We start from the raw sequence: 20,161 nt of genomic DNA on the forward strand, positions 1-20,161 counted from the left end.
GTTCCTCGGGCTCAATTGACGTTGTCGCCGAGCATGTTGCGAACGGCCGTGGTGACGGCGGCAAGGCCGCTCGCGCCGCGCATCAGCGCGATCTCGCCCTGCTGCTCGTGGCGAATGGCATGCGCCATAATGCGCAGGCGCAGATCGCCGCGGCTGTGCCACATCTGGTCCGCCATCTTGGCGGCACCCCGGTGATGCTTGCTCATGGTCTCGACGAACAATTTGTCGAACTGGTCCGGCGGCGCGGTCTTGACCTGTCGCATCTCGGCGGGCGTCAGAAAGCCCGGCATTGCCGCGCGCTCCTCCGTGCTGCAATCGGGCATCTCCGTGTCGAACCAGCTCAGCCACCAATTCTCGAAGATCCGGTTCTCGCCGGTCTGGCTCGCGACCATCAGCATCGCGAGCCTTCGCAGATGCGGATCTTGCGCGCGCTGCGCGGCCGCCCGCGCCAGCTCGATGCCCTGAGCATGATGCCCGGTCATGTGACGGAGGTAGGCCTGGTCTTGGTCCCTGTCGCGGCCCATCCGCGGCGGCTCGTAGCCGTGGCTGCCGAACAATGCGATCGCCCCGAGCACCGCAATCATGGCCAGCGCGCCGGTGATCCAGATGTTAGTGAACCGCACGTCGCTGTCAGGCGCACTCCCGTCTCTCCAGCGCAGGCGGGCGAACAGGGGATACATCACGGCCGAGGAGCCATGCACCAGCATCCCGATCCAGTAGGGCTGTTGCAGCGTGAACAGCGGCTGCCAGAACGGAAACAGCGGCACCAGCACGAGCCATTCCATGCCAGAAGAGAATACGGCCCAGGGCAGCGCCAGCAGCAGGATCGTCACCGGCCGCAAGTCGGCGGTCCAGCGCCCGAGCACGCCGAAGAAGACCAACGCCCAGGAAAAATCCGCCCATTGGTGAAAGAGGATCCCGGTCAGGATCGCGCTCCAGGAGGGCTCGCTGCTGATCGCCCAATCGCGCGCAGGAATGGCGGCGACCGTCATCCAGTCGACCGCGGCATCGCGGCCGATACGGGCGGCGAAGAGCTGGCTGACGATGGTCGAGAAAGTGCTGCTGATCAGGCCGAGCTCGGCGGCGGCGAGCCAGCGCGAACGTCGCCGTTCGCCGGTGGTGCGCCGCGCCCCGCTGGCAAGCGCTGGTCGCGGCTCGGCGTTCACGTCAGCTGCTTGAGCTTCTTCAGCGGATTGAGCTCGCTCGGCTTGTCCTGTTCGTCGCGCCCGCGCTCGGCTTGCGCCTTGCCGTCGTCGTGCAGATCCTGGTCGCCGATGATCTCGCCGACGGCCTGCTTGGTCTTGCCGGCGATCCGCTGCTGAAGACCTTTGGTCTTGCCCATGAGCTGCCTCCGATATGTCCTGCCGCCGGGCCCACGCCGCTACCCCGGCGCCTGAAGGGGGCGTGGGCGCCGGGGCTGCGGTCTTCCAAATTGCCTCCGGCGGCGGGGGGAGACGCCGGAAGCGTTGATGAGACTCTTCGGGACGCGGATGGTTCCTCCTGACGTCACCGAGGTTCGAGCGCGATGATCACGCCTTCGTTGCCCCGGAGCAGGATGGAAGCATCCGGCAATGGCTCGGTCGGCCGGTCCAGCTGCGTCGACATCAAGAGGCGGCCGCGACCCTGCCAGTGCCATGTCCGTGGTTCAGCCGCGATATTGAGCGCGATCAGAATTGCGTTGCGGCTGTCCGTCCGCCTGTAGGCAAGGACATCGTTCAGTGAGCGCAGCGGCTCGTAAGTGCCCCGTCGCAGGCCGGCATGCTCGCGCCGCAGCGCCATCAGTGCACGAAACAGCGCCAGGATTGAACGTTCGTCGCGCTGCTGCCCGGCGATGTTGCCCGCGCCATTGGGTGGCTCCAGCGGTAGCCATGGACGGCCCGTGGTGAAGCCGCCGTCCGGGCTGTCATCCCATCGCATCGGTGCGCGTTCGGGATCGCGGCACAGGCCATATCCGGGCACGAGCTGCTCGAAGGGATCGCTTACGCGATCGGGCGGGATCGGGACGCGCTTGCGGCCGATCTCGTCGCCCATGAAGAAGAACGGTGTCCCGCGCAGCGTCATCAGCAGCATCGCCAGCACGCGCATCTGCGCCTCGCCGATCTTGCTCGCAATGCGCTGCTTGTCGTGGCCGCCGATCACCCAGACCGGCCAGGCATATTCAGGAATGGCGTTGAGATAGGCGTCGATCGTCCCCTGCAGCGACAGGGCGTCCCACTGCGAATCCAGCAGGGCGAAATTGAGCGGCAGATGCAGGCGCGGCCGGTCGTTTCCGTAGAAGTGGCCGATGCGGTCGGTCTTGCCCTGAACTTCGCCGCACAGCATCCGTTCCGGATAGGCGTCGATCACCTCCCGCATGAACTCGATGCAATCCATCGTCTCGGGCCGGTCGTCGGTAAACACCGGTGTCTGCCGTTGCGGCGGCGGCTTGCTCTTGGCGTGCGGGTTCGGCGGATTGTCGCGCAGGAGCTCGTCCTTGATCAGGACCGCGCTGGCATCGACCCGAAAGCCGTCGACGCCGCGGTCGAGCCAGAACCGCATGGTGCCGGCGATCGCGGCGCGCACCCGCGGATTGCGCCAGTTGAGGTCGGGCTGCTCGACCAGAAAGGAATGATAGTAATATTGCCGCCGTGCCTCGCACCATTCCCAGGCGCTGCCGCCGAACCGGCTCAGCCAGTTGTTGGGCGGGCCGCCATTCTCGGCAGGATCGGTCCAGATGTACCAATCCGCCTTGGCGCTGTTGCGCGAGCTCGAGCTTTCGACGAACCATGCGTGATCGTTCGCGGTGTGATTGGGAACGAGATCGAGGATGAGCCGGATGCCTGCGGCGTGCAGCGCTTCGAGGAGGCGATCGAACTCCTCGAGGCTGCCGAAGGCGGGATCGACCGAGCAATAGTCGGAGATGTCGTAGCCGAGGTCGCGGAAGGGACTCTTGTAGATCGGCGTCAGCCACACCGCATCGACCCCGAGCCACTTCAGGTAATCGATGCGCGACATCAGTCCGGCGAGGTCGCCCTTGCCGTCGCCGTTCGAGTCCTGGAATGAGATCGGCGCGATCTCGTAGATGACGGCGGATTCCCACCACGCGGCTTCGTCACGGGACTCGCTCATCACCCTGCTTCACCTCGTTATGCCCAGCGTGCGCTGCGATCTGCCTTGCCGCGGTTCGGACGCTCTCGATACCCTTGGGGAAACCACTGCGGTTCGGATAGAGCCTACGCCATGCGTTGCGCGGCGGTCGCCGCGGCTTGGTGTCCTGCGCGGCGCGGTAGTCGAGCATGGCGATGCCGCCGACCATCAGCAGCGCCAGCGCGATGTTGCTCTTCTTGGGGTTGTCCGGCGTCAGCCCTGACAGCAGCGCGGCGGCGTCGAGGCCATCGCCGCCGACGCGGGCCCACAGGCCGGCGTTCTTGTCGACCGAGAGCGACATGATCCCGGCCAGGATCTCGCGCACGCCGAAGGTGCGGACCAGCGTCTCAGTGCCTTCCATGCCCAGCGTTTCCGTGACGCGTCTTGGCGCGAAAAGTTCGACGACGCCAAGACCGATGCTGAACCAGCCGAGCGCGCGCGCGAGCTGATCCGCGGGCTGCTTCAGGCTCGGGCCGCCCTCGACGATCTTCGGATCGCCCTTGGTGCGGACGATGTTGGAAAAATGAAACATAGGTCGGCTCCTTTAGGGCTTCAGCACGACCTTGACGCAGGAATCGCGCTTGTCGCGGAACACCTGGTACATCTCCGGGCCTTGGGCGAGCGGGACGGTGTGGGTGATGACGAAGGACGGGTCGATCTCGCCCTCTTCGATGCGACGGAGCAGGTCGTCGGTCCAGCGATTGACGTGGGTCTGGCCGGTCCGCATCGTCAGGCTCTTGTTCATGAAGGCGCCCATCGGCATGCTGTCGGAGAGGCCGCTATAGACGCCCGCGACGGAGATGATGCCGCCGGGCCGGCAGACATAGATCATCTCGCGCAGCACGTGCGGCCGGTCGCTCTCCAGCATCACCATCTGCTTGGCGCGGTCGAGCACCGTGTCGGGCTGCGATGGCATGACGTGCGCTTCCATGCCGGCACAGTCGATGCACTTTTCCGGTCCCTTGCCGTCGGTGAGCTCGTTCAGCCGCTCCACCACGCTCTCGGTCTCGAAGTTGATCGTGGTGGCGCCGCCGGCCTCCGCCATGCTGAGCCGCTCGGGCAGGCAGTCGATCGCGATCACCTGGTTGGCGCCGAGCAGGATGGCGCTGCGGATCGCCATCTGTCCGACCGGGCCACAGCCCCAGATCGCGACCGTGTCGGTCGGCTCGATGGCGCATTGCATGGCGGCCTGCCAGCCGGTCGGGAAGATATCGCTGAGGAACAGCAATTGCTCGTCGGGAATGCCAGGAGGCACCTTGATGTGGGTGGCATCGGCAAAGGGCACGCGGAGATATTCGGCTTGGCCGCCGGGATAGCCGCCGGTCAGATGCGTATAGCCGAACAGGCCGGCGCAGGAATGGCCGAATACCTTCTCTGCAAGGTGGCGCTTGCGGTTGGTCGTTTCACAGACCGAAAAATTCCCGCGCTTGCACTGGTCGCATTCGCCGCAAATGATCGTGAACGGCACGACGATGCGGTCGCCCTTCCTCAGCTTGCCGTCGACGTCCGAGCCGACCTCGACCACTTCGCCCATGGTCTCGTGGCCCATGATGTCGCCGGGCAGCATGCCGGGAATGAAATTGTGAAAGAGATGAAGGTCGGAGCCGCAGATGGCGCAGCTCGTGACCTTGATGATGGCATCACGCGGATCCTGGATCTCCGGGTCGGTGACGGTGTCGCACCTGATGTCCTCCTTGCCGTGCCAGACCAGCGCCTTCATCGTCCGTCCTCCCGATTGAACCACGTCGCATCTAAGTCCAGGAATGAACGATGGTTGCTATCGCCGCGCATATTCTTCGCACTGCGCAAATAGGAACGAGGGAGCAGGGCGGCGATTGAGCGTCATCATCGCAATTCCAAGACTTCAAATCCAAGGATTTGCCGCATGCCCGCCAATCAACTCGCCGTCGTGACAGGCGCCTCAACCGGTATCGGTCTGGAACTCGCCAGATGCTGCGCCCAGGCAGGATTCAATCTCGTGATCGCCGCGGACGAGCCTCAGATCGAGCGAGCGGCCGTCGATCTGCGCCGGCTCGGCGGCAGCGTGGAGCCGGTCGAGGCCGATCTCGCCACCACCGAGGGTGTGGACAAGCTCTGCGCCGCGGTCGCCGACCGGCCGATCGATGCGCTGCTGGCCAATGCTGGTATCGGCCTCGGCAAAGCCTTCCTCGACCAGGACTTTGCCCGGGTGAAACACCTCATCGACACCAACATCACCGGCACGCTGTATCTGATCCACCGCGTCGGCAATGAGATGCTCCGCCGCAATGCCGGTCGCATCCTGATCACCGGCTCGATCGCCGGCTTCATGCCGGGCAGTTTCCAGGCCGCCTACAACGCCAGCAAGGCGTTCCTGGATTCATTCTCGTTTGCGCTGCGCGAGGAGCTGCGCGACAGCGGCGTCACCGTGACCTGCCTGATGCCTGGTGCGACCGAGACGGAGTTCTTCCGCCGCGCGGACATGATGGACACCAAGGTCGGCACCGAGAACAAGGACGGTGCCTACGATGTCGCTAAGGCCGGCTTCGATGCAATGCTGCGCGGGGAGGCCGACATCGTCACCGGCCTGAAGAACAAGATCCAGGCCACGGTTGCGAGCGTCACGCCGAACGAGATGCTGGCCAAGCAGCATCGCAAGATGGCGGAGCCGGGTACCGCGAAGTCGTAGAGCGACATCATCGCAATCATGCGGAGCAGCGCGAACCGTGTTGCGGAGCGACAACAAAGCGCGACCGCCGATTCACATAGCCTAATGCGCAGTGGCCCCGAAACCGTCAAATTGCGCGGGCTGAAACAAGAGGGGGTTGTGATGGCGATGGATCGCATCGAACAGGCCTTTGTCGCGACTGCGGTCACGGGCTTTCTCGTGATGATGGTGGCAATCGTCTGGATGATGATGAGCTGAAACGGGGGAGCTTGCCGTCTTGCGCGTGGCGCTACCTTACGCTGCAATTATCCTGTGCCTGGCGGTGACCGCCTGGCTTGCTTTCGCGCATCTGTTCTGATCGAGGGTGGCTTTAATCTCTGGAATTGGCCATGAGCGCTGCGAGCTCTTGTGTCATGGACGCGAGATCGATCGGTTTTTCGAGCAGTGGAACGTCCCGGAATTCCGCAGCGATGCTGATCCTATCATACCCTGTGGTGAACACGAAAGGCACGTTGCGCGCCTTCAGTTCGCGGGCGATCGGATAGATCATCTCGCTGCGGATGTTCACGTCGAGCACGGCGGCATCCAGAGTGCCGCCTTCATGCAGGAGCTTGAGTGCGCTTTCGAGGTCGCCGACGGGCCCCGCAATAGCGGCGCCGAGCTTGCGCAGCGCCTTGCTGATGTCATCGGCGAGAAAATATTCATCCTCGACCACGAGAATGCGGCGCCCGGTGAACGAGGCGCGCGGATATGACGAGGCGCGCGAAGCCGTCATGTTGCCTCCAGCTCCAACGGCCCCTCGCAATCGGGGATCCCGTCAGGTGCAAACGAGGCGATATTAATCCAGTTCCATGCTTCAAGGTAGCATCATGACCGTCCATGGCTCGGCCGCAGCTCCGCGCCGCTGTGCAGGTGTGGCCAGCCTGCTGACCAGGCTTTTGCGGGCGGACCGATTGCCTCGCTTGCGACATTCCTCCCGTTGATCTCTTGGGATAATATCAACTCCCGCAACTTGCAGTGCGCCTCCCGATCCTGCGAACGAGGGCTATCAGAGCCATGAGCGAAGTCGGCGACCTGCCGGTCGATAGAGAGCGCCGGAGCAAGAACACCCCGCTGATCATCGGCGTCGGTGCCTCGCCAGGCGCGTTGGACAGTATCCAGCGCTTCTTCGCCAAGATGACGGTCGGAGCCGACCAGGTCATCGTGCTGGCGCTTCAGCATTATCAAGCCTTCGATGAGCCGCAGCTCCGGGAGGTCGTGGAGAATTCCAGCGGAGGCAAGGTTTCCGACGTTGGCGATGGCCATATGATCGAGGGCGGCAAAATCTACCTGTGCCCGGCGGCGACGATCACCACGATCCACGGGGACCGGTTCGCGGTCCGAAAGGCGGGGCAGGCTGAGGGCGAACGCGGCACGATCGACAGCTTCATGGTGTCGCTCGCTGAGGAGCGGGCCGAGCAATCCATTGGCGTGATCCTCGCCGGTACAGGTGGTGACGGCATGTTCGGCGTGGCGGTGCTGAAGGAGCGCGGCGGTCTCACCATTGTCGAAGGGATCATGAGTCAGGATGAAGTCGGCCGTCTGGGTGAGAACGATACGCCCGCCGCCATTGCCGACTACGTGCTGCCGCCGGAGGAGATTCCCGCACAAATCCAGGTTCATGCCCGTCATCTGCGGTTCCTGGAAAGGGAGCTGCGCGCGACGCGGGAGCGCCTTCACGCGACCGTCGAGGAGCTCGAGACCGCCAATGAGCAACTGAGATCCTCCAACGCGGACTACCAGGCGCTCAATGCGGAGTTGCGTTCGGCAAATGAGGAGCTCGAAGCCTCCCGCGAGGAGCTGCAGTCGGTCAACGAGGAACTGACCATGGTCAACGGCGAGTTGACCCACCGTGTCCAGGAATTGACCCGGGTGACAAGTGATCTCAAGAATTTCCTGGAGAGCACGCAGATCGCCATAGTCTTCCTCGACACCGATTTGAAGCTGATGAATTTCTCGCCGACGATCACGCAGGTCCTGCATCTCGCCGAAACCGACGTTGGCCGCCCCATTGCTGACATCAAGGCGCGCATCCCAATCGAGGAACTCCATCACGACGTCCGCCGCGTGCTGCGTACGCTCGCCAGCGTCGAGCGCGAGCTGAGCGCGTCTGACAGCGGCACCCGTTACATCGTGCGTATCCTGCCGTACCGCAGCATCGACAATTTCATCGCGGGCGTCGTCATCACCTTCATTGACGTCACCGCGATCACTCGCGCCGAGGAGCGCCAGCGCCTGCTGCTGGCCGAGCTGCAGCACCGCGTCCGCAACACGCTCGGGGTGGTGCGGTCGATCGCCCGCCGCTCGGCGGAAACGAGCTCTACCGTGGAGGAATACGCGTCTCATCTCGACGGCCGTCTCAACGCCTTTGCACGCACCCAGGCGCTGGTCACTCGCGATCCCGAAGGTGGCGTCGATCTCGAATATCTCGTGATCGAGGAGTTCCTTGCCTATAATGCCCGCGAAGGCGAGCAGATGCGGGTCTCCGGGCCGAAGGTGCGCTTCCAGCCCAAGGCGGCGGAAACATTCGCGCTCGCGATCCACGAGCTCGCGACCAATGCGCTCAAATATGGCGCCCTGAGCCAGCCGATCGGTCGCATCGAAGTGACCTGGCGCGTCGATGAGAGCGTCGAGCCGGCGGAGCTGGTGTTCGAATGGCGGGAGCGCGGCGGGCCGCCCGTGACCCCGCGGCCGCGAAAAGGATTTGGTGCCGAACTTCTGGAGCGTACGCTGGCGTTCGAGTTGAAGGGGCAAACCAAGATGACATTCAACCCTGCCGGGCTGCACTGCACAATCAGCATTCCCCTCAGCAAGCGCACCTTCCATACACCCGTGGTGGCGGCCTGATGCCGTGGTCGACGGTCGATCGCAGCGCACTAGAGCCGGTCATTCGCCGGCTGAGCGCGCTGAGGCCGTTGTCGACCGAGGCCCGCGCATCGCTCGAATATGCCATGCTCGAAGGCCTTCAGCGTGTCGGACCGGGCGAGGACCTGATCTCCGAGGGCGATCCCGTCGACAGCGTCCGCGTCGTGCTGTCCGGCTGGCTCTGCCGCTACAAGACGCTCGAGGACGGGCGGCGCCAAATCGTCAATTTCATCTTCCCGGGCGAGAGTTGCGACGCCCATGCGTTCCTGCTCTCGGTGATGGATCATTCCATCGCGACGATGACGCCGGTGGTCTACAGCGAGATCAAGCGCGCGCGCTTCGAGAGCCTGATGGCAGACGACCGTTCGCTCGCGGAGGCGTTCTGGTGCGAGACCCTCGTCAACATCGCCATCCAGCGCGAATGGGCGATCAATCTCGGTCGTCGCGTGGCGGTCGAGCGCGTGGCCCATCTGTTCTGCGAAACGTTCGAGCGGCTTCGCGCCGTGGGGATGGTCGACGGCAATTCCTGCGTCATGCCGGTAACGCAAATGGATCTCGCGGATGCCACGGGATTGTCCGTCGTTCACCTCAATCGGACTCTTCAGGAGCTGCGCGCGTCGGGGCTGATCATCCTGCGCGAGCGGATGCTGACCATCCCAGACCTCGATGCGCTCAAGAACGCAGCCCTATACTCGCCGAGCTATCTGCAACTCTATCGCAGGGCTGAAGCGGCGCGATGAAACCGGCCCTCCTTCGCCCGTGACGGGTCGTCGGTGGCACGCGGTCGCAGCAGGGCTGCTCTCGTGATCATCGCGGTTCGCGACGTTGTTGCTCGCCTGGCGCATCATCACAATGTTCGCTTGGAAAAGGCTCGTGAGTTCGTCGGCCCAGAAACGTATCCGGTGGGGAAAGCTCCAGAACTTTTCGTGCCTCACGAATGGCGTTGCGAACCTCCTCCACGTGGCTCTCGTCCAACTGCAATGGATAGTGGATTTGCTTCGCCATCAGGCGCCCCCCGGATCATGCAGGCGGGAGCACCGTTGGTCTCTCAGCCACCAGCGCCTACGGGCAGAGCCTCAGCCAGTGATGAAGCGACCATACATCCGCCGCAACGTTTGGGCCAGCGGAAACGGGGCGCCTGTCAATTCGGATTTCCGGCCACCGGCTTTTGGTTGAAGAACGTTCCACGAAGGTTGCGAACGCTTGATCCAGGTTAGTCAGCGAGGCTTTTTGAGCGTTTGGTGCGATTTGAGTAACCTATGCAAGAGCGTGCTCATGGGCTTTGTTGCATCATGGCTCATGGCTGACGCCCTGCTTGCCCGCGCTGCACGCGCTATTGAAGAGAGCCGCTCCCTCCGGGAGCAGCACAGAAAGGTTGCGGGTCACTACGGCGAAGCCGTGAAAGAGTTGCGCTTGGCCATCATGGACAGCGCCATGCTCCGCTCGGAGATCAAGGCGCGCCGGGACAACGAGGAACCGTAAACCCCGGTCTTTTCGCAGAAGCACCGCAACCGTTCCGCCTCCGGAACGTTAATGGTCTGCCGACCTGTGCGATTCGGCACAGGCAATGTCAGAACGCAACGGCGCGCTCGGCCTCATGCATTAGGGAGAACGCCTGATGACGACGCGACATCGGTTCAAGCAAGCAGAAACTCTGGAAGCGCGCCTGGCCGCCGAGGCGGAGCGGCTGCGCGAACAAGCCAGCTCATTACCGCCCGGCGCTGCGCGCGACGAGATGTTGCGCAAGGCGCGCCAGGCGGAAACAGGGTCTCAGATGAGCGAGTGGCTGCGGTCGCCGGGCCTGCAGCCGCCCGATTAGATTGTACGGGCCCGGCAGTGCCGTCGTTAACCTGCCGCCCGGCAGGGCACGCGAGATGTTGCTGCGACGCGCCAAGCAGAACGAGGTGACCTCGAACCTGACCAACTGGTTGAGCGCACCCGTCTCCCCAAGACGAGGACAATCATGATGGGGAGCATCAACGATCTGCCGCAGCAGGCTGCTCGCCAGTAGAGCCCAGGGAACCGCGCGCGGCGCGCCGGGTTGGTCGATGACCGACTTTGCCAGGAGCCAGTATGACGGACGCCGACGTTCGCAAGGGGATGCCGCCCGTCAAGCTGTCGCGCGAGGAGTTCGAGGGCCGCTACAAGCGCCAGTTCGTCGATCCCGCCTTTGCCCCGCTCGGGCGGGAGCTCGATGCCGTCACCGCTGCGGCCTGGGACGCCTACAGCCATTCGCGCAAGGCGCCGTTGACGCGGAAGGCGGGCGCAGGCTTCTCCGACCCCGACTACGATCTTGCCGTCGACTGGCTCGAGGCGCGCGCCGCCGTGCTGGAAGCGCAGCGGCGGCACGACGATGCGGGCGAGACGCCACGCATCCTCGTCATCAACGGCTCGGCCCGTAGCGAGCATACCTGTCCCGGCGAGATGTCCAAGACCTGGCGGCTGGTCAAGCTGGCCGAGCCCGTCTTCGTCGAGATGGGATTTGCCGTCGACATCCTCGATCTGTCGCGCCTCGCCTCGGAGTTCGGCAAGGCCATCCATCCCTGCAAATCCTGCGTCGCAACCGCGATGCCGCTCTGCCACTGGCCGTGCAGCTGCTATCCGAACTATTCGCTGGGCCAGACCGGCGACTGGATGAACGAGATCTATCCGCTCTGGGTCGCGGCCCACGGCATCCTGATCGTGGCCCCGGTGAACTGGTATCATGTGCCTGCCGGGCTCAAGGCGATGATGGACCGCATGGTCTGCGCTGACGGCGGCAATCCCGATCCGACCGCGACCCACGGCAAGAACGCCGCTGAAGCCAAGGCGATGGAGTTGAAGGGCTGGCCCTATCCGCGCCATCTCGCCGGCCGTCATTTCGGCGTCGTCGTTCACGGCGATGCGGTCGGCGCCGAGGGCGTGCGCCGGGCGTTGTCGGACTGGTTGACCGACATGCAGCTGATCTCGGCGGGCCGCTACGCCGAGCTCGACGGCTATGTCGGCTATATGGAGCCCTACGCCACCTCGCACCGCGATCTCGATGAGGACAGCGAATTCCAGCAGCAGGTGCAGAATGCGGCGCGCGCGCTCGGCAATGCGGTCCAGCTGGCAAGGAGCGGGCGCCTAGGCGATCCCGGTGCCGGACTTGCGGACCCGACCCCCAAATGAGCCGGCGCGCCGGGGTCGCCGCCTGCACGATCCACAACAGCAGCCGGCCCGATTGGTCTGACCGGGCCGGAATCGCGGTGAGCCTCACAATCGACCGGAACCGGGAACGAAGCGCCTTGCCCTGCTTTGGTCGAGCGGAACGGGGCGCGCAATTGGAGACGACCGATGGCCCAATCCGAAGACATGGCCCGCTGCATCGCGCTTTGCATGAGCTGCTACCAGACATGCCTCGGCACGGCGATGAACCACTGCCTCGAGACCGGCGGCAAGCACGTCGAGCCAAAACACTTCCGCCTGATGATGGCCTGCGCGGAGATGTGCCGGACGGCCGCGCATTTCATGCTGATCAACACGCCGCATCACAAGCATACATGCGGTAAGTGCGCCGAAATCTGCAGCGAATGCGCCGAGGATTGCGCGCGGGTCGGCGGCATGGACGAATGCGTCGCGATGTGCCGCTCCTGCGCCCAATCCTGCCGCGCCATGGCGGCCTGAGGAGGGGCCCATGCTGGAAGAAAAGCTCAAGGAAGCGATCGTTGGCGAGTTGCAGCGTCAGGCCGCCGACCGGCCGCAATCGCTCAAGGTCCAGGGCGCGAACGATGTGAACCGCTCGGAGGAGCTGACCGTCAACGGCAAGATCGACCTCGGCGCGCTGGTCATGGTGATCGCGGGATCGGTCGCCGGCGGGCCTTAGAGCATGATCCGGAAAAGTGTGCAGCGGTTTTCCGAAAAGATCATGCTCAAACAATAACCCAAAGCGCGATGACGACTCATCCTGATCTCATCGCGCTTTAGCCATACTCCTCGCCGATGCCGTATTCCCGGTAGATTTCCAGCGGGTCGAGATCGGGAAACAGGCGGCATTTGGCCTGGGCGAGGTGCAGGCTCACCGCCGCCGGCTCCTTGCCGTTCGCGAGCAGCTTGCGGATGTCGTCCATATGCGCGTTCGGCCGGTGCTTCGGCTCGAGCTGCTCCAGCGCGACCAGGGCGGTCGCGAGCGCCTCGGTCAGCACCCAGTCGTCGTGGCCCGTGATTCCTTTCTTCGGCATCGGCAGACCCCAGATGTGGCGGCGGTGCCCAGTCTATCGCGACTTCGGCCAAATCGCCATTGAGCCGTAGCGGCTGCCGGTGTCGCCACGTACCGGAGGCGTGCTCCGGCTTGCATTATGGCCGCGTGTGGCTAAAAGGCGGCGGGTGCGGGGCGATCGTATCTTTGTCGAAATAAACTAGGCGTAGACGGGCCTGCACGGCATCCAGGCCGGCTGTTCCGGTTTGGCCCCTGATCCGTACGCGCAACGATCCGATTGCGCTACCCCTCAAGGCTCGAGCGCGCATGGTCTTTCTTAGCTTCGTCTATCGCTTCTTCACCAACTTCGCCTTCATGGCGATGGTCTATTTCAGCCTGAACTTCATGGAGAAATATCAGAACCGGGCGATCATCGCGATCCTGGTGCTGGTCTATGCCGCCATGCGCGCGGCCTCGACGCTGCGCGCGTTCTACTTCTTCCAGAAGATCGAGAAGCTGGAGGCCGAGACCAAGCGCCTTCAGGCTCCGATCAACGACGGTTCGGGCGGAACCGCGGCGCGCAAGCAGGTCGTCGCCGACGTTGCGCGGCTGCGGCGCGACGGCGAGCTCAAGTCCTATATGGACCTGTTTTTCCTGGCGCTGATCGTGCTGCTCTGCGTCGCCGCAATCATGCGGCAGTGAGAGCTTAAGCGCGCTTCTTCACGCTCGTCGCAACGCGGGTCGGGCGGGGCGCCGTGGTCTTGGCCTGAGCGGCATGCTTGGGGGCGGCCGGCGACGCATGCGCGGTCCGGGGACGGTGTTGCTTGACGGGCTTGCCGTTTGCGGCCTTGTCCTTGCCCGGGCGGGGCGTCCCGGCCGCCATGGCCAGCCGCGTCGCGGCACGCCGCGACAGGGAAGTCGACAACAGCACCTCGACCGAGCCTTCCGGAATCGCGAACAGATCGCGGTCGGGTACGGGCAGGGTGGATGCGATGTCCATCCGCCCCTTGGTCCGGAGCGGCAGCAGCGGCTGATGCTCGGCCCGGGCATTGAGGTCGGCAGCCGCAGGCGCTGGCAGCATCCGGGTCTGCGTGAATGCGAAATTCGGCACGCGCGGCCAGCGTGCGATCGGCGTCGTCTCGGTCGGCGGATGCAGCAGCCATTCCACCGCCGTGGTCGGCGTCGCCGGCCGCTCGGCCGTCGCAGGCACCACGTGCACGATGCGATAGCCGCGCGCCTTGAGGTCGCGGATGATCTTCGGCAGCGCCGCCACGGTGCGGGCCTGGATGTCGTGCAGCAGCAGGATGCCCTTGCCCTTGGCCTCGAGCCGCTGGATCGCGAGCTGATAGACGCGGTCGGACGAGACGTGCCGCCAGTCGTCGGCCGGGAAGTCGGCGCTCCAGACCTGGATGCCGCGCGAGATCAGGTGGTTCTCGACGCCCTCGGCGCGCATCAGGCCGGGAATGCGGAAGAACGGGGCGAGCTGGGACGGATCGGTCATCGCCGCCGCCGTCCATTCGATGCCGCCGTTGATCTCGGCCTCGGCCTTTTCGATCGGCATCCGGTCGAAGGTCAGCGGATGGTCCATGCTGTGCGTGCCGACGGTGTGGCCTGCCGCGACCAGCTTGCGCACGCCTTCCGGATTGGCCTTGGCCTGGTTACCGATGATGAAGAAGGTCGCCTTGATGCACTCGTCGGCGAGAATCTTGAGCACCTGATTGGAATATTTCGGCAGCGGACCATCGTCGAAGGTCAGGACGACCTCATGATCCCTCAGCGGCAGCGTCTCGCGGTACTGCATGGTGCCGATCAGCGGATGCTCGCGCGGATCGACCACGAGGGTGCGGGAGGTGCCAAGCGCGTCCGGATGGCCCGGGCAGTCGGCCGCGAGCGCCGCCGGCGAACCGACGGTCAGCATTCCCAGACAGAGGACGATCCACGATCGCGTCCGCAAGACAACGCTACTCCCGATCATGAACCCGGTCTGCCCTCATGCAATTGGCGCCTAGATAGGTCGGAGATGGCCTAAAACGGTTCAGCCGCAGCCGCCCTCAACTTGCACGGGGTAGCATGAACAGAGTGTTAATGGGTCCCAAATCACCCCATTTTGCGCCGGCGTGACATTCCGGCATCAGCGCGCATCGGCATTCTTCTGCGGCGCGCCGGCCGCCACGACGTGAACCACGCGAAAGCCGTTCTCTCTTAGATACCGCAGAAAGGCCGGCATGATCGCCGCCGTGCGCGCCTTGGGGTCGTGGAAGAGGATGATACCCTTGCCGGCCGCAGCTAAGCGCTCGGTGACGAGCTTCAACTCCTGCTCCGGCGTCATCTCGTTCCAGTCGCTGGCCCAGAGATCGGATCCGAACACGGCGATGCCGCGCGACTGGAGCAGGTCGAGCTGCGCTTGCGTCCCCTCGAAATAGGGGAAGCGGAAGAACGGCGTCGACGGTGTTGTCGTCGACACCCCGTGCAGCGCCATCTCGTCGGCGGCGATGCCGCGGTCGATCTCGCTCCTGGCCTTGTCGAACGGGATCCTCGCCATGAACGGATGCGAGAAGGTGTGGTGGCCGATGGTGTGGCCCTCGCGGGCGATGCGCTTGACCATGTCGGGATGCTGCGAGGCGTGCAGGCCGATCAGGAAGAAGGTCGCGCGCACGCACTCCTGCGCCAGTGCAGCCAGCACCTTCGACGTCGTCGGCGGGTTCGGCCCGTCGTCGAAGGTCAGCACGACCTCGCGGTCGGCCAGCGGCAGTGTCTGCGGAAAGCTCTTCAACCCGACGCGCGGATAGGTCTTGGCGTCGACGCCCAGGATGCGCGAGGTGCCGAGCGCGTCCTTGCGCGGGCACTCGGCGGCATCCGTCGAGGCGATGCCGATGACGGTCGCGACGAGCGCGCCCGCCGTCATCGAGATCCATCTCAGTCGCAGCATCTTTGCCATTGCGCTCGCTGTTGCCTTGTGGGTATTGCCTGACCGTCAGCCCAGATCACTCGTTCCAACCTGTCAAACGGCGAGGCGCGCCATGGACGAACATATGGACGTTGCCCCCACCGCTTCGGATTCGGTACTCGACCACGTGCCGATGCGCAATGAAGACGGCGAAATTCGTCACGAATTCGTCGAGGAAATTGCCCGTGCGATCGAGGCCGGCGACAGTGCGGCGCTGCGCGCCTGTGTCGCCGAGCTGCACGAGGCCGACCTCGGCGATTTGATCGGGGCGTTGCAGCCCGACGACCGCGTCCGCCTCGTCGAGCTCACCGGCCGTGATTTCGACTTCTCCGCGCTGAACGAGGTCGACGAGACCGTGCGCGAGGAGATCCTCGAGGAGCTGCCGCCGGAGACGGTCGCCGAGGGCGTCCGCGAGCTCGAATCCGACGACGCCGTCGAGCTCCTGGAGACCCTCGACGCCGAAGAGCAGGAGGAGATCCTCGAAAAGCTGCCGCTCAAGGAGCGCGTCGCGCTCGAGCGCAGCCTGCTTTACCCGGAGAACTCCGCCGGCCGCCGCATGCAGACCGAGTTCATCGCCGTGCCCCAGGATTTCACCGTGGGCCAGGCGATCGACTACATGCGCGAGACGCCGGATCTGCCCGACCGCTTTTACGAAATCTACGTCGTCGACAAGGACCAGCACTGGCAGGGCGCAGTCCCCCTCGACGTGCTCCTGCGCACGCGCCGGCCGGTGGCGCTGACCGAGCTCACCGACGAGGACCGCCGCCGCGTTTCCGTCCTGGAGGACCAGGAAGAGGTGGCGCGCATGTTCGGCAAGTACAATCTCGTCGCCGCGCCCGTGCTCGACACCCAGGACCGCCTCGTCGGCGTCATCACCGTCGACGACGTCGTCGACGTCATCGAGGAGGAGGCGGACGAGGACCTCAAGGCGCTCGGCGGCGTCACCAGCGACGAAGAGCTGTCGGACACGTTCCTGACGATTGCGCGCGGCCGTTTCAACTGGCTGCTGGTCAATCTCGCCACCGCCTTCCTGGCGTCCTCCGTGCTTGGCCTGTTCGAGGGCCAGCTGGAAAAGATGGTGGCGCTCGCGGTGCTGGCGCCGATCGTGGCCAGCCAGGGCGGCAATGCCGCGACCCAGACCATGACGGTCGCGGTGCGGGCACTGGCGACGCGCGAGCTCGGCTCCTCCAATGCCTGGCGCGTGGTGCTGCGCGAGGCGCTGGTCGGCCTCGTCAACGGGCTCGCCTTCGCCGTGATCACGGGCATTGCCGCGGTTGCCTGGTTCAAGATCCCGGGCCTCGGCATCGTCATCGGGCTCGCCATCATCTGCAACCTCGTCGCCGGCGCGCTCGGCGGCATCCTGATCCCGATGGCGCTGGAGCGCGTCAGGGCGGACCCTGCGGTGGCGTCGGGCACCTTCGTGACCACCGTGACCGATGTGGTCGGCTTCTTCTCCTTCCTGGGCATCGCGACGCTCTGGTTCGGGTTGAAGTAGGGCGCCCCCTCGCTCGCGTGTCCCGGTTCTGCGCAGCAGCGCCATAGCGCGTCGAAGACGCGCGCGCTTATGGCGCTGCTGCGCAGAACCGGGACCCAGAAAGCCGCACGGTCCGCTGCGGCGAAATGGGCCCCGGCTCTGCAGCGCACCGCTGAAGAAGCGCTGCGCTGCGTCCGGGGCGCGAGACCTTTTAATCCGACTTTAAGCGACCTGCCGCATCATCGCCTGCGCTTGGGGGAATGGACATGCGGTTGCGGCTAAAGGCGGACGGACGGATCGTCGAATTGCGGGATGGGCAGGAGTTTCCGGTCCAGCCGGCGGCCGATGCCGCGCCGGCTGATACCGGTCCGCTCGCGGTGCGCGATTTGCGGCGCCGCGCCTGCCTGACCCAGATGGAGTTCGCCGCCAAGCTCGGTGTTCCCGTCGAGACCATCCGCAACTGGGAGCAGGGCAAGCGCGCCCCGCGCGGACCGGCCCGCGCGCTGCTCGCGGTGATCGCGCACGCGCCGGATACGGTGTTCCAGGCGCTCGCCAAGGCGTGACGAAAAGGCGTGACATCAAGGCCCGAAGCCTGGTGCGAACCTCCTGTTAGCATTGCCCTGAATATCCGTCCCGATAGCACGGACGTCCGTTGGCAACCAACACGGACGAGGTCCATAATGTCGACCGGGGCTGCCGCAACAGAGAGGATTCCTCATGCTGTTCGTCGAGGCCAATGGCGCAAGGATCCCGGCGATCGGGCTCGGGACCTGGGAGCTGGAAGGGCGCACCTGCGCGCGCGTCGTCGAGCAGGCGCTGCGGCTCGGCTATCGCCACATCGACACCGCGCAGGTCTACGACAATGAGCGCGAGGTCGGCGACGGCCTGCGCGCCTCCGGCGTGCGCCGCGACGACGTCTTCCTCACCACCAAGGTCTGGACCAACCATTTCGCGCCCCACGATCTCGAGCGCTCGGTCAAGGAGAGCCTCGCCCGGTTGCGGCTCCCCTCGGTCGATCTGTTGCTGCTGCACTGGCCCAATCCCCACGTGCCGCTGGTGGAGACGCTGGGCGCGCTGTCGCATGCCAAGCGCATGGGGCTGACCCGCCATATCGGCGTTTCCAATTTCACGGTGGCGCTGATCGAGCAGGCGGTGGCGGCCTCGCCGGAGTCGCTGGCCTGCAACCAGGTCGAATATCACCCCTATCTCGACCAGGGGAAGGTGAGGGCGGCCTGCGACCAGAACGGCCTTGCGCTGGTCGCCTACAGCCCGATCGCGAAGGGGCGCATCAAGGCCGATCAGACGCTTGCCGAGATCGGGCGCATCCACCGCAAGACCCCGGCGCAGGTGTGCCTGCGCTGGCTGGTGCAGCAGAATGTCGCTGCGATCCCGCGCACCTCGCGCGTCGAGCGCCTGTCGGAGAACATCGAGATCTTCGATTTTGAGCTGTCGGAGGACGAGATGAGCCGGATCGCCGCACTCGCCAGTCCCAGGGGACGCCTGACCGACTTTGGCTTCGCTCCGAAATGGGATTGAGAGGGGGCCGGGGTATGCTAGGACCGCGACGGCAACCCAAGTTCGGTCGATGGAACTGCGGAAGATCATACGGACGGATATTGCGGCGTCGGCAATCGCGCATCTGACGCTGGTGGCGCTGATCATCGTGATCAGCGAGGTCCATCCGTTTCACGCCGCGCCGCCTGAAACTGTCACGGTCGACATCGTCACGCCGGAGCAGGTGAAGCAGGAGGAAGCCAAGGCCGAGGAGAAGGAAGAGGCGAAGGAGAAATCGCCGGAGCCGCTTCCCGACCTGAAGCTGCCGAAGCTGGATGTCACCGACAAGGCGGACGCAGCGTCGAAGCCCGCGGCCAAGCAGCAGGCTGCTGCACCATCGCCGTCACCGCAGGCCTCGCCCGAGCCACAGCAGAAACAGCCGCAACCCTCACAGGCATCGAAGCAGCGTGAGGCCGACGTGCATCCGCAGCCTCAGCCGCCGCAATCTCAACCGATGCCGCAAACGCCGCCTCAGGCGATGCCGCAGCAGCAGGCTGCGCCGCCGCCGGCCTATCAGGCGCCCCAGCCCGACGTCACCGTCAAATACGGCGTCATGCTGGGCCTGCCGCCCGAACTGCCGCCCGAGCCGAAAGCCGCGCCCAAGGACGACGGCGGCGATGCCAAGGATTCGATCGCAGCGAAGCTGCCGGCCGAGGTCATCGCCGCGCTTCGTCGTCATTTGCGAAGCTGCGCCAAGCTGCCGGCCGGGGTCGCGCCGACCGACAACGTCCATGTCAAGCTGCGCACGGTGTTCGCCACCGACGGCACGCTGGCGCGCGAGCCCATCCTGATCGAGGCTCCGCCGTCCGCGAAGGGCGTGGCCATCGTCAAGTCCGCAATGAGCGCGCTCCAGAACTGCCAGCCATACAAGATGCTGCCGGCCAATTTGTACGGGGAATGGAAGGTGCTGGACCTGCCGTTCAGCCCGCGGGATTTCGGCGGGTAGCTCCCGTAGCCCGGATGGAGCGAAAGCGTAATCCGGGGGGCCGCTTGCCCGGCATCTCGCACTGTCCCGGATTGCGCTGCGCTCCATCCGGGCTACGCCATCGTGCCCTGTGTCGCCCTCTGTCAATCCACTTGCGCAAAAATATTCCGCTTTACCGAAATTCGGAAATGTCGTATGTGTCGCCCATCCCGGCTCATCCTTGAGGGGCGATCATGAGGTCGTCATTGTCGCGAGCCGGGCTTGCGGTGGACGCAGCAGCGTCGGGCGCGAAAAGCTGAGGGCAGGGCGGATTGCTCTCCGTGAGCCCCAAGGCTTCGTGCGGACGAACGGCGCTGTCAGGTTCGTCGTGCCAGTATTTCGATGGCAACGTGCACAACGCCGTCGAACCCTGTGGCGCCAACGAACCG

At 64.9% G+C, this 20,161-nt stretch carries 22 protein-coding genes; 13 read left to right on the forward strand and 9 right to left on the reverse strand.

The window, feature by feature from the left end; genetic code table 11:
• Positions 1-11: 11 nt before the first annotated feature.
• From YU9_RS0124150 to YU9_RS0124170, 5 genes are all read right to left on the reverse strand, one after another.
• Complete coding sequence (locus YU9_RS0124150; RefSeq protein ID WP_027575112.1) at positions 12-1,166, reverse strand: DUF305 domain-containing protein; 1,155 nt, start codon at positions 1,164-1,166, stop codon at positions 12-14.
• Positions 1,163-1,342: a hypothetical protein gene (locus tag YU9_RS0124155; protein WP_027575113.1), complete on the reverse strand. Its 180-nt coding sequence runs from the start codon at positions 1,340-1,342 to the stop codon at positions 1,163-1,165. The genes YU9_RS0124150 and YU9_RS0124155 overlap by 4 nt, the downstream gene beginning before the upstream one ends.
• Positions 1,343-1,506: 164 nt before the next feature.
• The gene (locus YU9_RS0124160) at positions 1,507-3,108 is read right to left on the reverse strand and encodes an alpha-amylase family glycosyl hydrolase (RefSeq protein ID WP_027575114.1); all 1,602 of its coding nucleotides are present in this window, start codon (positions 3,106-3,108) and stop codon (positions 1,507-1,509) included.
• Positions 3,092-3,658 (reverse strand): hypothetical protein, encoded by a 567-nt coding sequence (locus tag YU9_RS0124165; RefSeq protein ID WP_027575115.1) that lies wholly within the window; start codon positions 3,656-3,658, stop codon positions 3,092-3,094. The genes YU9_RS0124160 and YU9_RS0124165 overlap by 17 nt, the downstream gene beginning before the upstream one ends.
• Positions 3,659-3,670: 12 nt before the next feature.
• Complete coding sequence (locus YU9_RS0124170; protein ID WP_027575116.1) at positions 3,671-4,846, reverse strand: zinc-dependent alcohol dehydrogenase; 1,176 nt, start codon at positions 4,844-4,846, stop codon at positions 3,671-3,673.
• 165 nt (positions 4,847-5,011) lie between these two features.
• On the opposite strand from YU9_RS0124170, the gene YU9_RS0124175 reads away from it, so the two are divergent.
• Positions 5,012-5,794 (forward strand): SDR family oxidoreductase, encoded by a 783-nt coding sequence (locus tag YU9_RS0124175; protein ID WP_027575117.1) that lies wholly within the window; start codon positions 5,012-5,014, stop codon positions 5,792-5,794.
• Positions 5,795-6,143: 349 nt separating this feature from the next.
• Here YU9_RS0124175 and YU9_RS0124185 read toward each other — a convergent pair whose 3' ends face one another.
• On the reverse strand, positions 6,144-6,548 hold the full coding sequence (locus tag YU9_RS0124185; protein WP_027575118.1) for a response regulator: 405 nt from the start codon (positions 6,546-6,548) through the stop codon (positions 6,144-6,146).
• 281 nt (positions 6,549-6,829) lie between these two features.
• Here YU9_RS0124185 and YU9_RS0124190 point away from each other — a divergent pair, with 281 nt between their 5' ends.
• From YU9_RS0124190 to YU9_RS0124220, 7 genes are all read left to right on the forward strand, one after another.
• Positions 6,830-8,659, forward strand: coding sequence for a PAS domain-containing protein (locus YU9_RS0124190; protein WP_027575119.1), 1,830 nt, complete (start codon positions 6,830-6,832; stop codon positions 8,657-8,659).
• Positions 8,659-9,417, forward strand: coding sequence for a Crp/Fnr family transcriptional regulator (locus tag YU9_RS0124195; protein ID WP_027575120.1), 759 nt, complete (start codon positions 8,659-8,661; stop codon positions 9,415-9,417). The genes YU9_RS0124190 and YU9_RS0124195 overlap by 1 nt, the downstream gene beginning before the upstream one ends.
• A 535-nt stretch (positions 9,418-9,952) precedes the next feature.
• Positions 9,953-10,159, forward strand: a complete 207-nt coding sequence (locus tag YU9_RS0124200) for a hypothetical protein (protein ID WP_245266514.1) — start codon at positions 9,953-9,955, stop codon at positions 10,157-10,159.
• A gap of 136 nt (positions 10,160-10,295) precedes the next feature.
• Entirely contained in the window at positions 10,296-10,496 is a 201-nt protein-coding gene (locus tag YU9_RS0124205) for a hypothetical protein (RefSeq protein WP_027575122.1), read from the forward strand.
• A 254-nt stretch (positions 10,497-10,750) separates the two neighbouring features.
• On the forward strand, positions 10,751-11,827 hold the full coding sequence (locus YU9_RS0124210) for a flavodoxin family protein (RefSeq protein ID WP_027575123.1): 1,077 nt from the start codon (positions 10,751-10,753) through the stop codon (positions 11,825-11,827).
• Positions 11,828-11,992: 165 nt separating this feature from the next.
• Positions 11,993-12,322 (forward strand): four-helix bundle copper-binding protein, encoded by a 330-nt coding sequence (locus YU9_RS0124215; RefSeq protein ID WP_027575124.1) that lies wholly within the window; start codon positions 11,993-11,995, stop codon positions 12,320-12,322.
• 10 nt (positions 12,323-12,332) lie between these two features.
• Complete coding sequence (locus tag YU9_RS0124220; protein WP_027575125.1) at positions 12,333-12,521, forward strand: hypothetical protein; 189 nt, start codon at positions 12,333-12,335, stop codon at positions 12,519-12,521.
• Between the two features lie 97 nt (positions 12,522-12,618).
• On the opposite strand, the gene YU9_RS49175 is transcribed toward YU9_RS0124220, so the two are convergent.
• Complete coding sequence (locus tag YU9_RS49175) at positions 12,619-12,876, reverse strand: hypothetical protein (protein ID WP_036017983.1); 258 nt, start codon at positions 12,874-12,876, stop codon at positions 12,619-12,621.
• 284 nt (positions 12,877-13,160) lie between these two features.
• Here YU9_RS49175 and YU9_RS0124230 point away from each other — a divergent pair, with 284 nt between their 5' ends.
• Positions 13,161-13,535: a hypothetical protein gene (locus YU9_RS0124230; RefSeq protein WP_027575127.1), complete on the forward strand. Its 375-nt coding sequence runs from the start codon at positions 13,161-13,163 to the stop codon at positions 13,533-13,535.
• A gap of 4 nt (positions 13,536-13,539) precedes the next feature.
• Here YU9_RS0124230 and YU9_RS0124235 read toward each other — a convergent pair whose 3' ends face one another.
• Entirely contained in the window at positions 13,540-14,808 is a 1,269-nt protein-coding gene (locus tag YU9_RS0124235) for a polysaccharide deacetylase family protein (RefSeq protein WP_027575128.1), read from the reverse strand.
• Between the two features lie 156 nt (positions 14,809-14,964).
• Positions 14,965-15,738 (reverse strand): polysaccharide deacetylase family protein, encoded by a 774-nt coding sequence (locus tag YU9_RS0124240; protein ID WP_027575129.1) that lies wholly within the window; start codon positions 15,736-15,738, stop codon positions 14,965-14,967.
• A gap of 115 nt (positions 15,739-15,853) precedes the next feature.
• Here YU9_RS0124240 and mgtE point away from each other — a divergent pair, with 115 nt between their 5' ends.
• The 4 genes from mgtE (at position 15,854) to YU9_RS0124260 (ending at position 19,754) form a co-directional block, all read left to right on the forward strand.
• Entirely contained in the window at positions 15,854-17,275 is a 1,422-nt protein-coding gene (gene mgtE, locus YU9_RS0124245) for a magnesium transporter (RefSeq protein ID WP_027575130.1), read from the forward strand.
• A gap of 239 nt (positions 17,276-17,514) precedes the next feature.
• A complete protein-coding gene (locus YU9_RS0124250; RefSeq protein WP_027575131.1) occupies positions 17,515-17,817 on the forward strand; it encodes a DNA-binding transcriptional regulator in 303 nt (100 codons plus the stop codon).
• A 154-nt stretch (positions 17,818-17,971) separates the two neighbouring features.
• Positions 17,972-18,790, forward strand: a complete 819-nt coding sequence (locus YU9_RS0124255; protein ID WP_027575132.1) for an aldo/keto reductase — start codon at positions 17,972-17,974, stop codon at positions 18,788-18,790.
• Positions 18,791-18,839: 49 nt separating this feature from the next.
• Positions 18,840-19,754, forward strand: a complete 915-nt coding sequence (locus tag YU9_RS0124260) for a hypothetical protein (RefSeq protein ID WP_027575133.1) — start codon at positions 18,840-18,842, stop codon at positions 19,752-19,754.
• The last annotated feature ends 407 nt before the right edge of the window (positions 19,755-20,161 follow it).

Origin of the sequence: Bradyrhizobium sp. WSM1743, from assembly GCF_000473065.1 — a bacterium.
GTDB lineage: Bacteria > Pseudomonadota > Alphaproteobacteria > Rhizobiales > Xanthobacteraceae > Bradyrhizobium.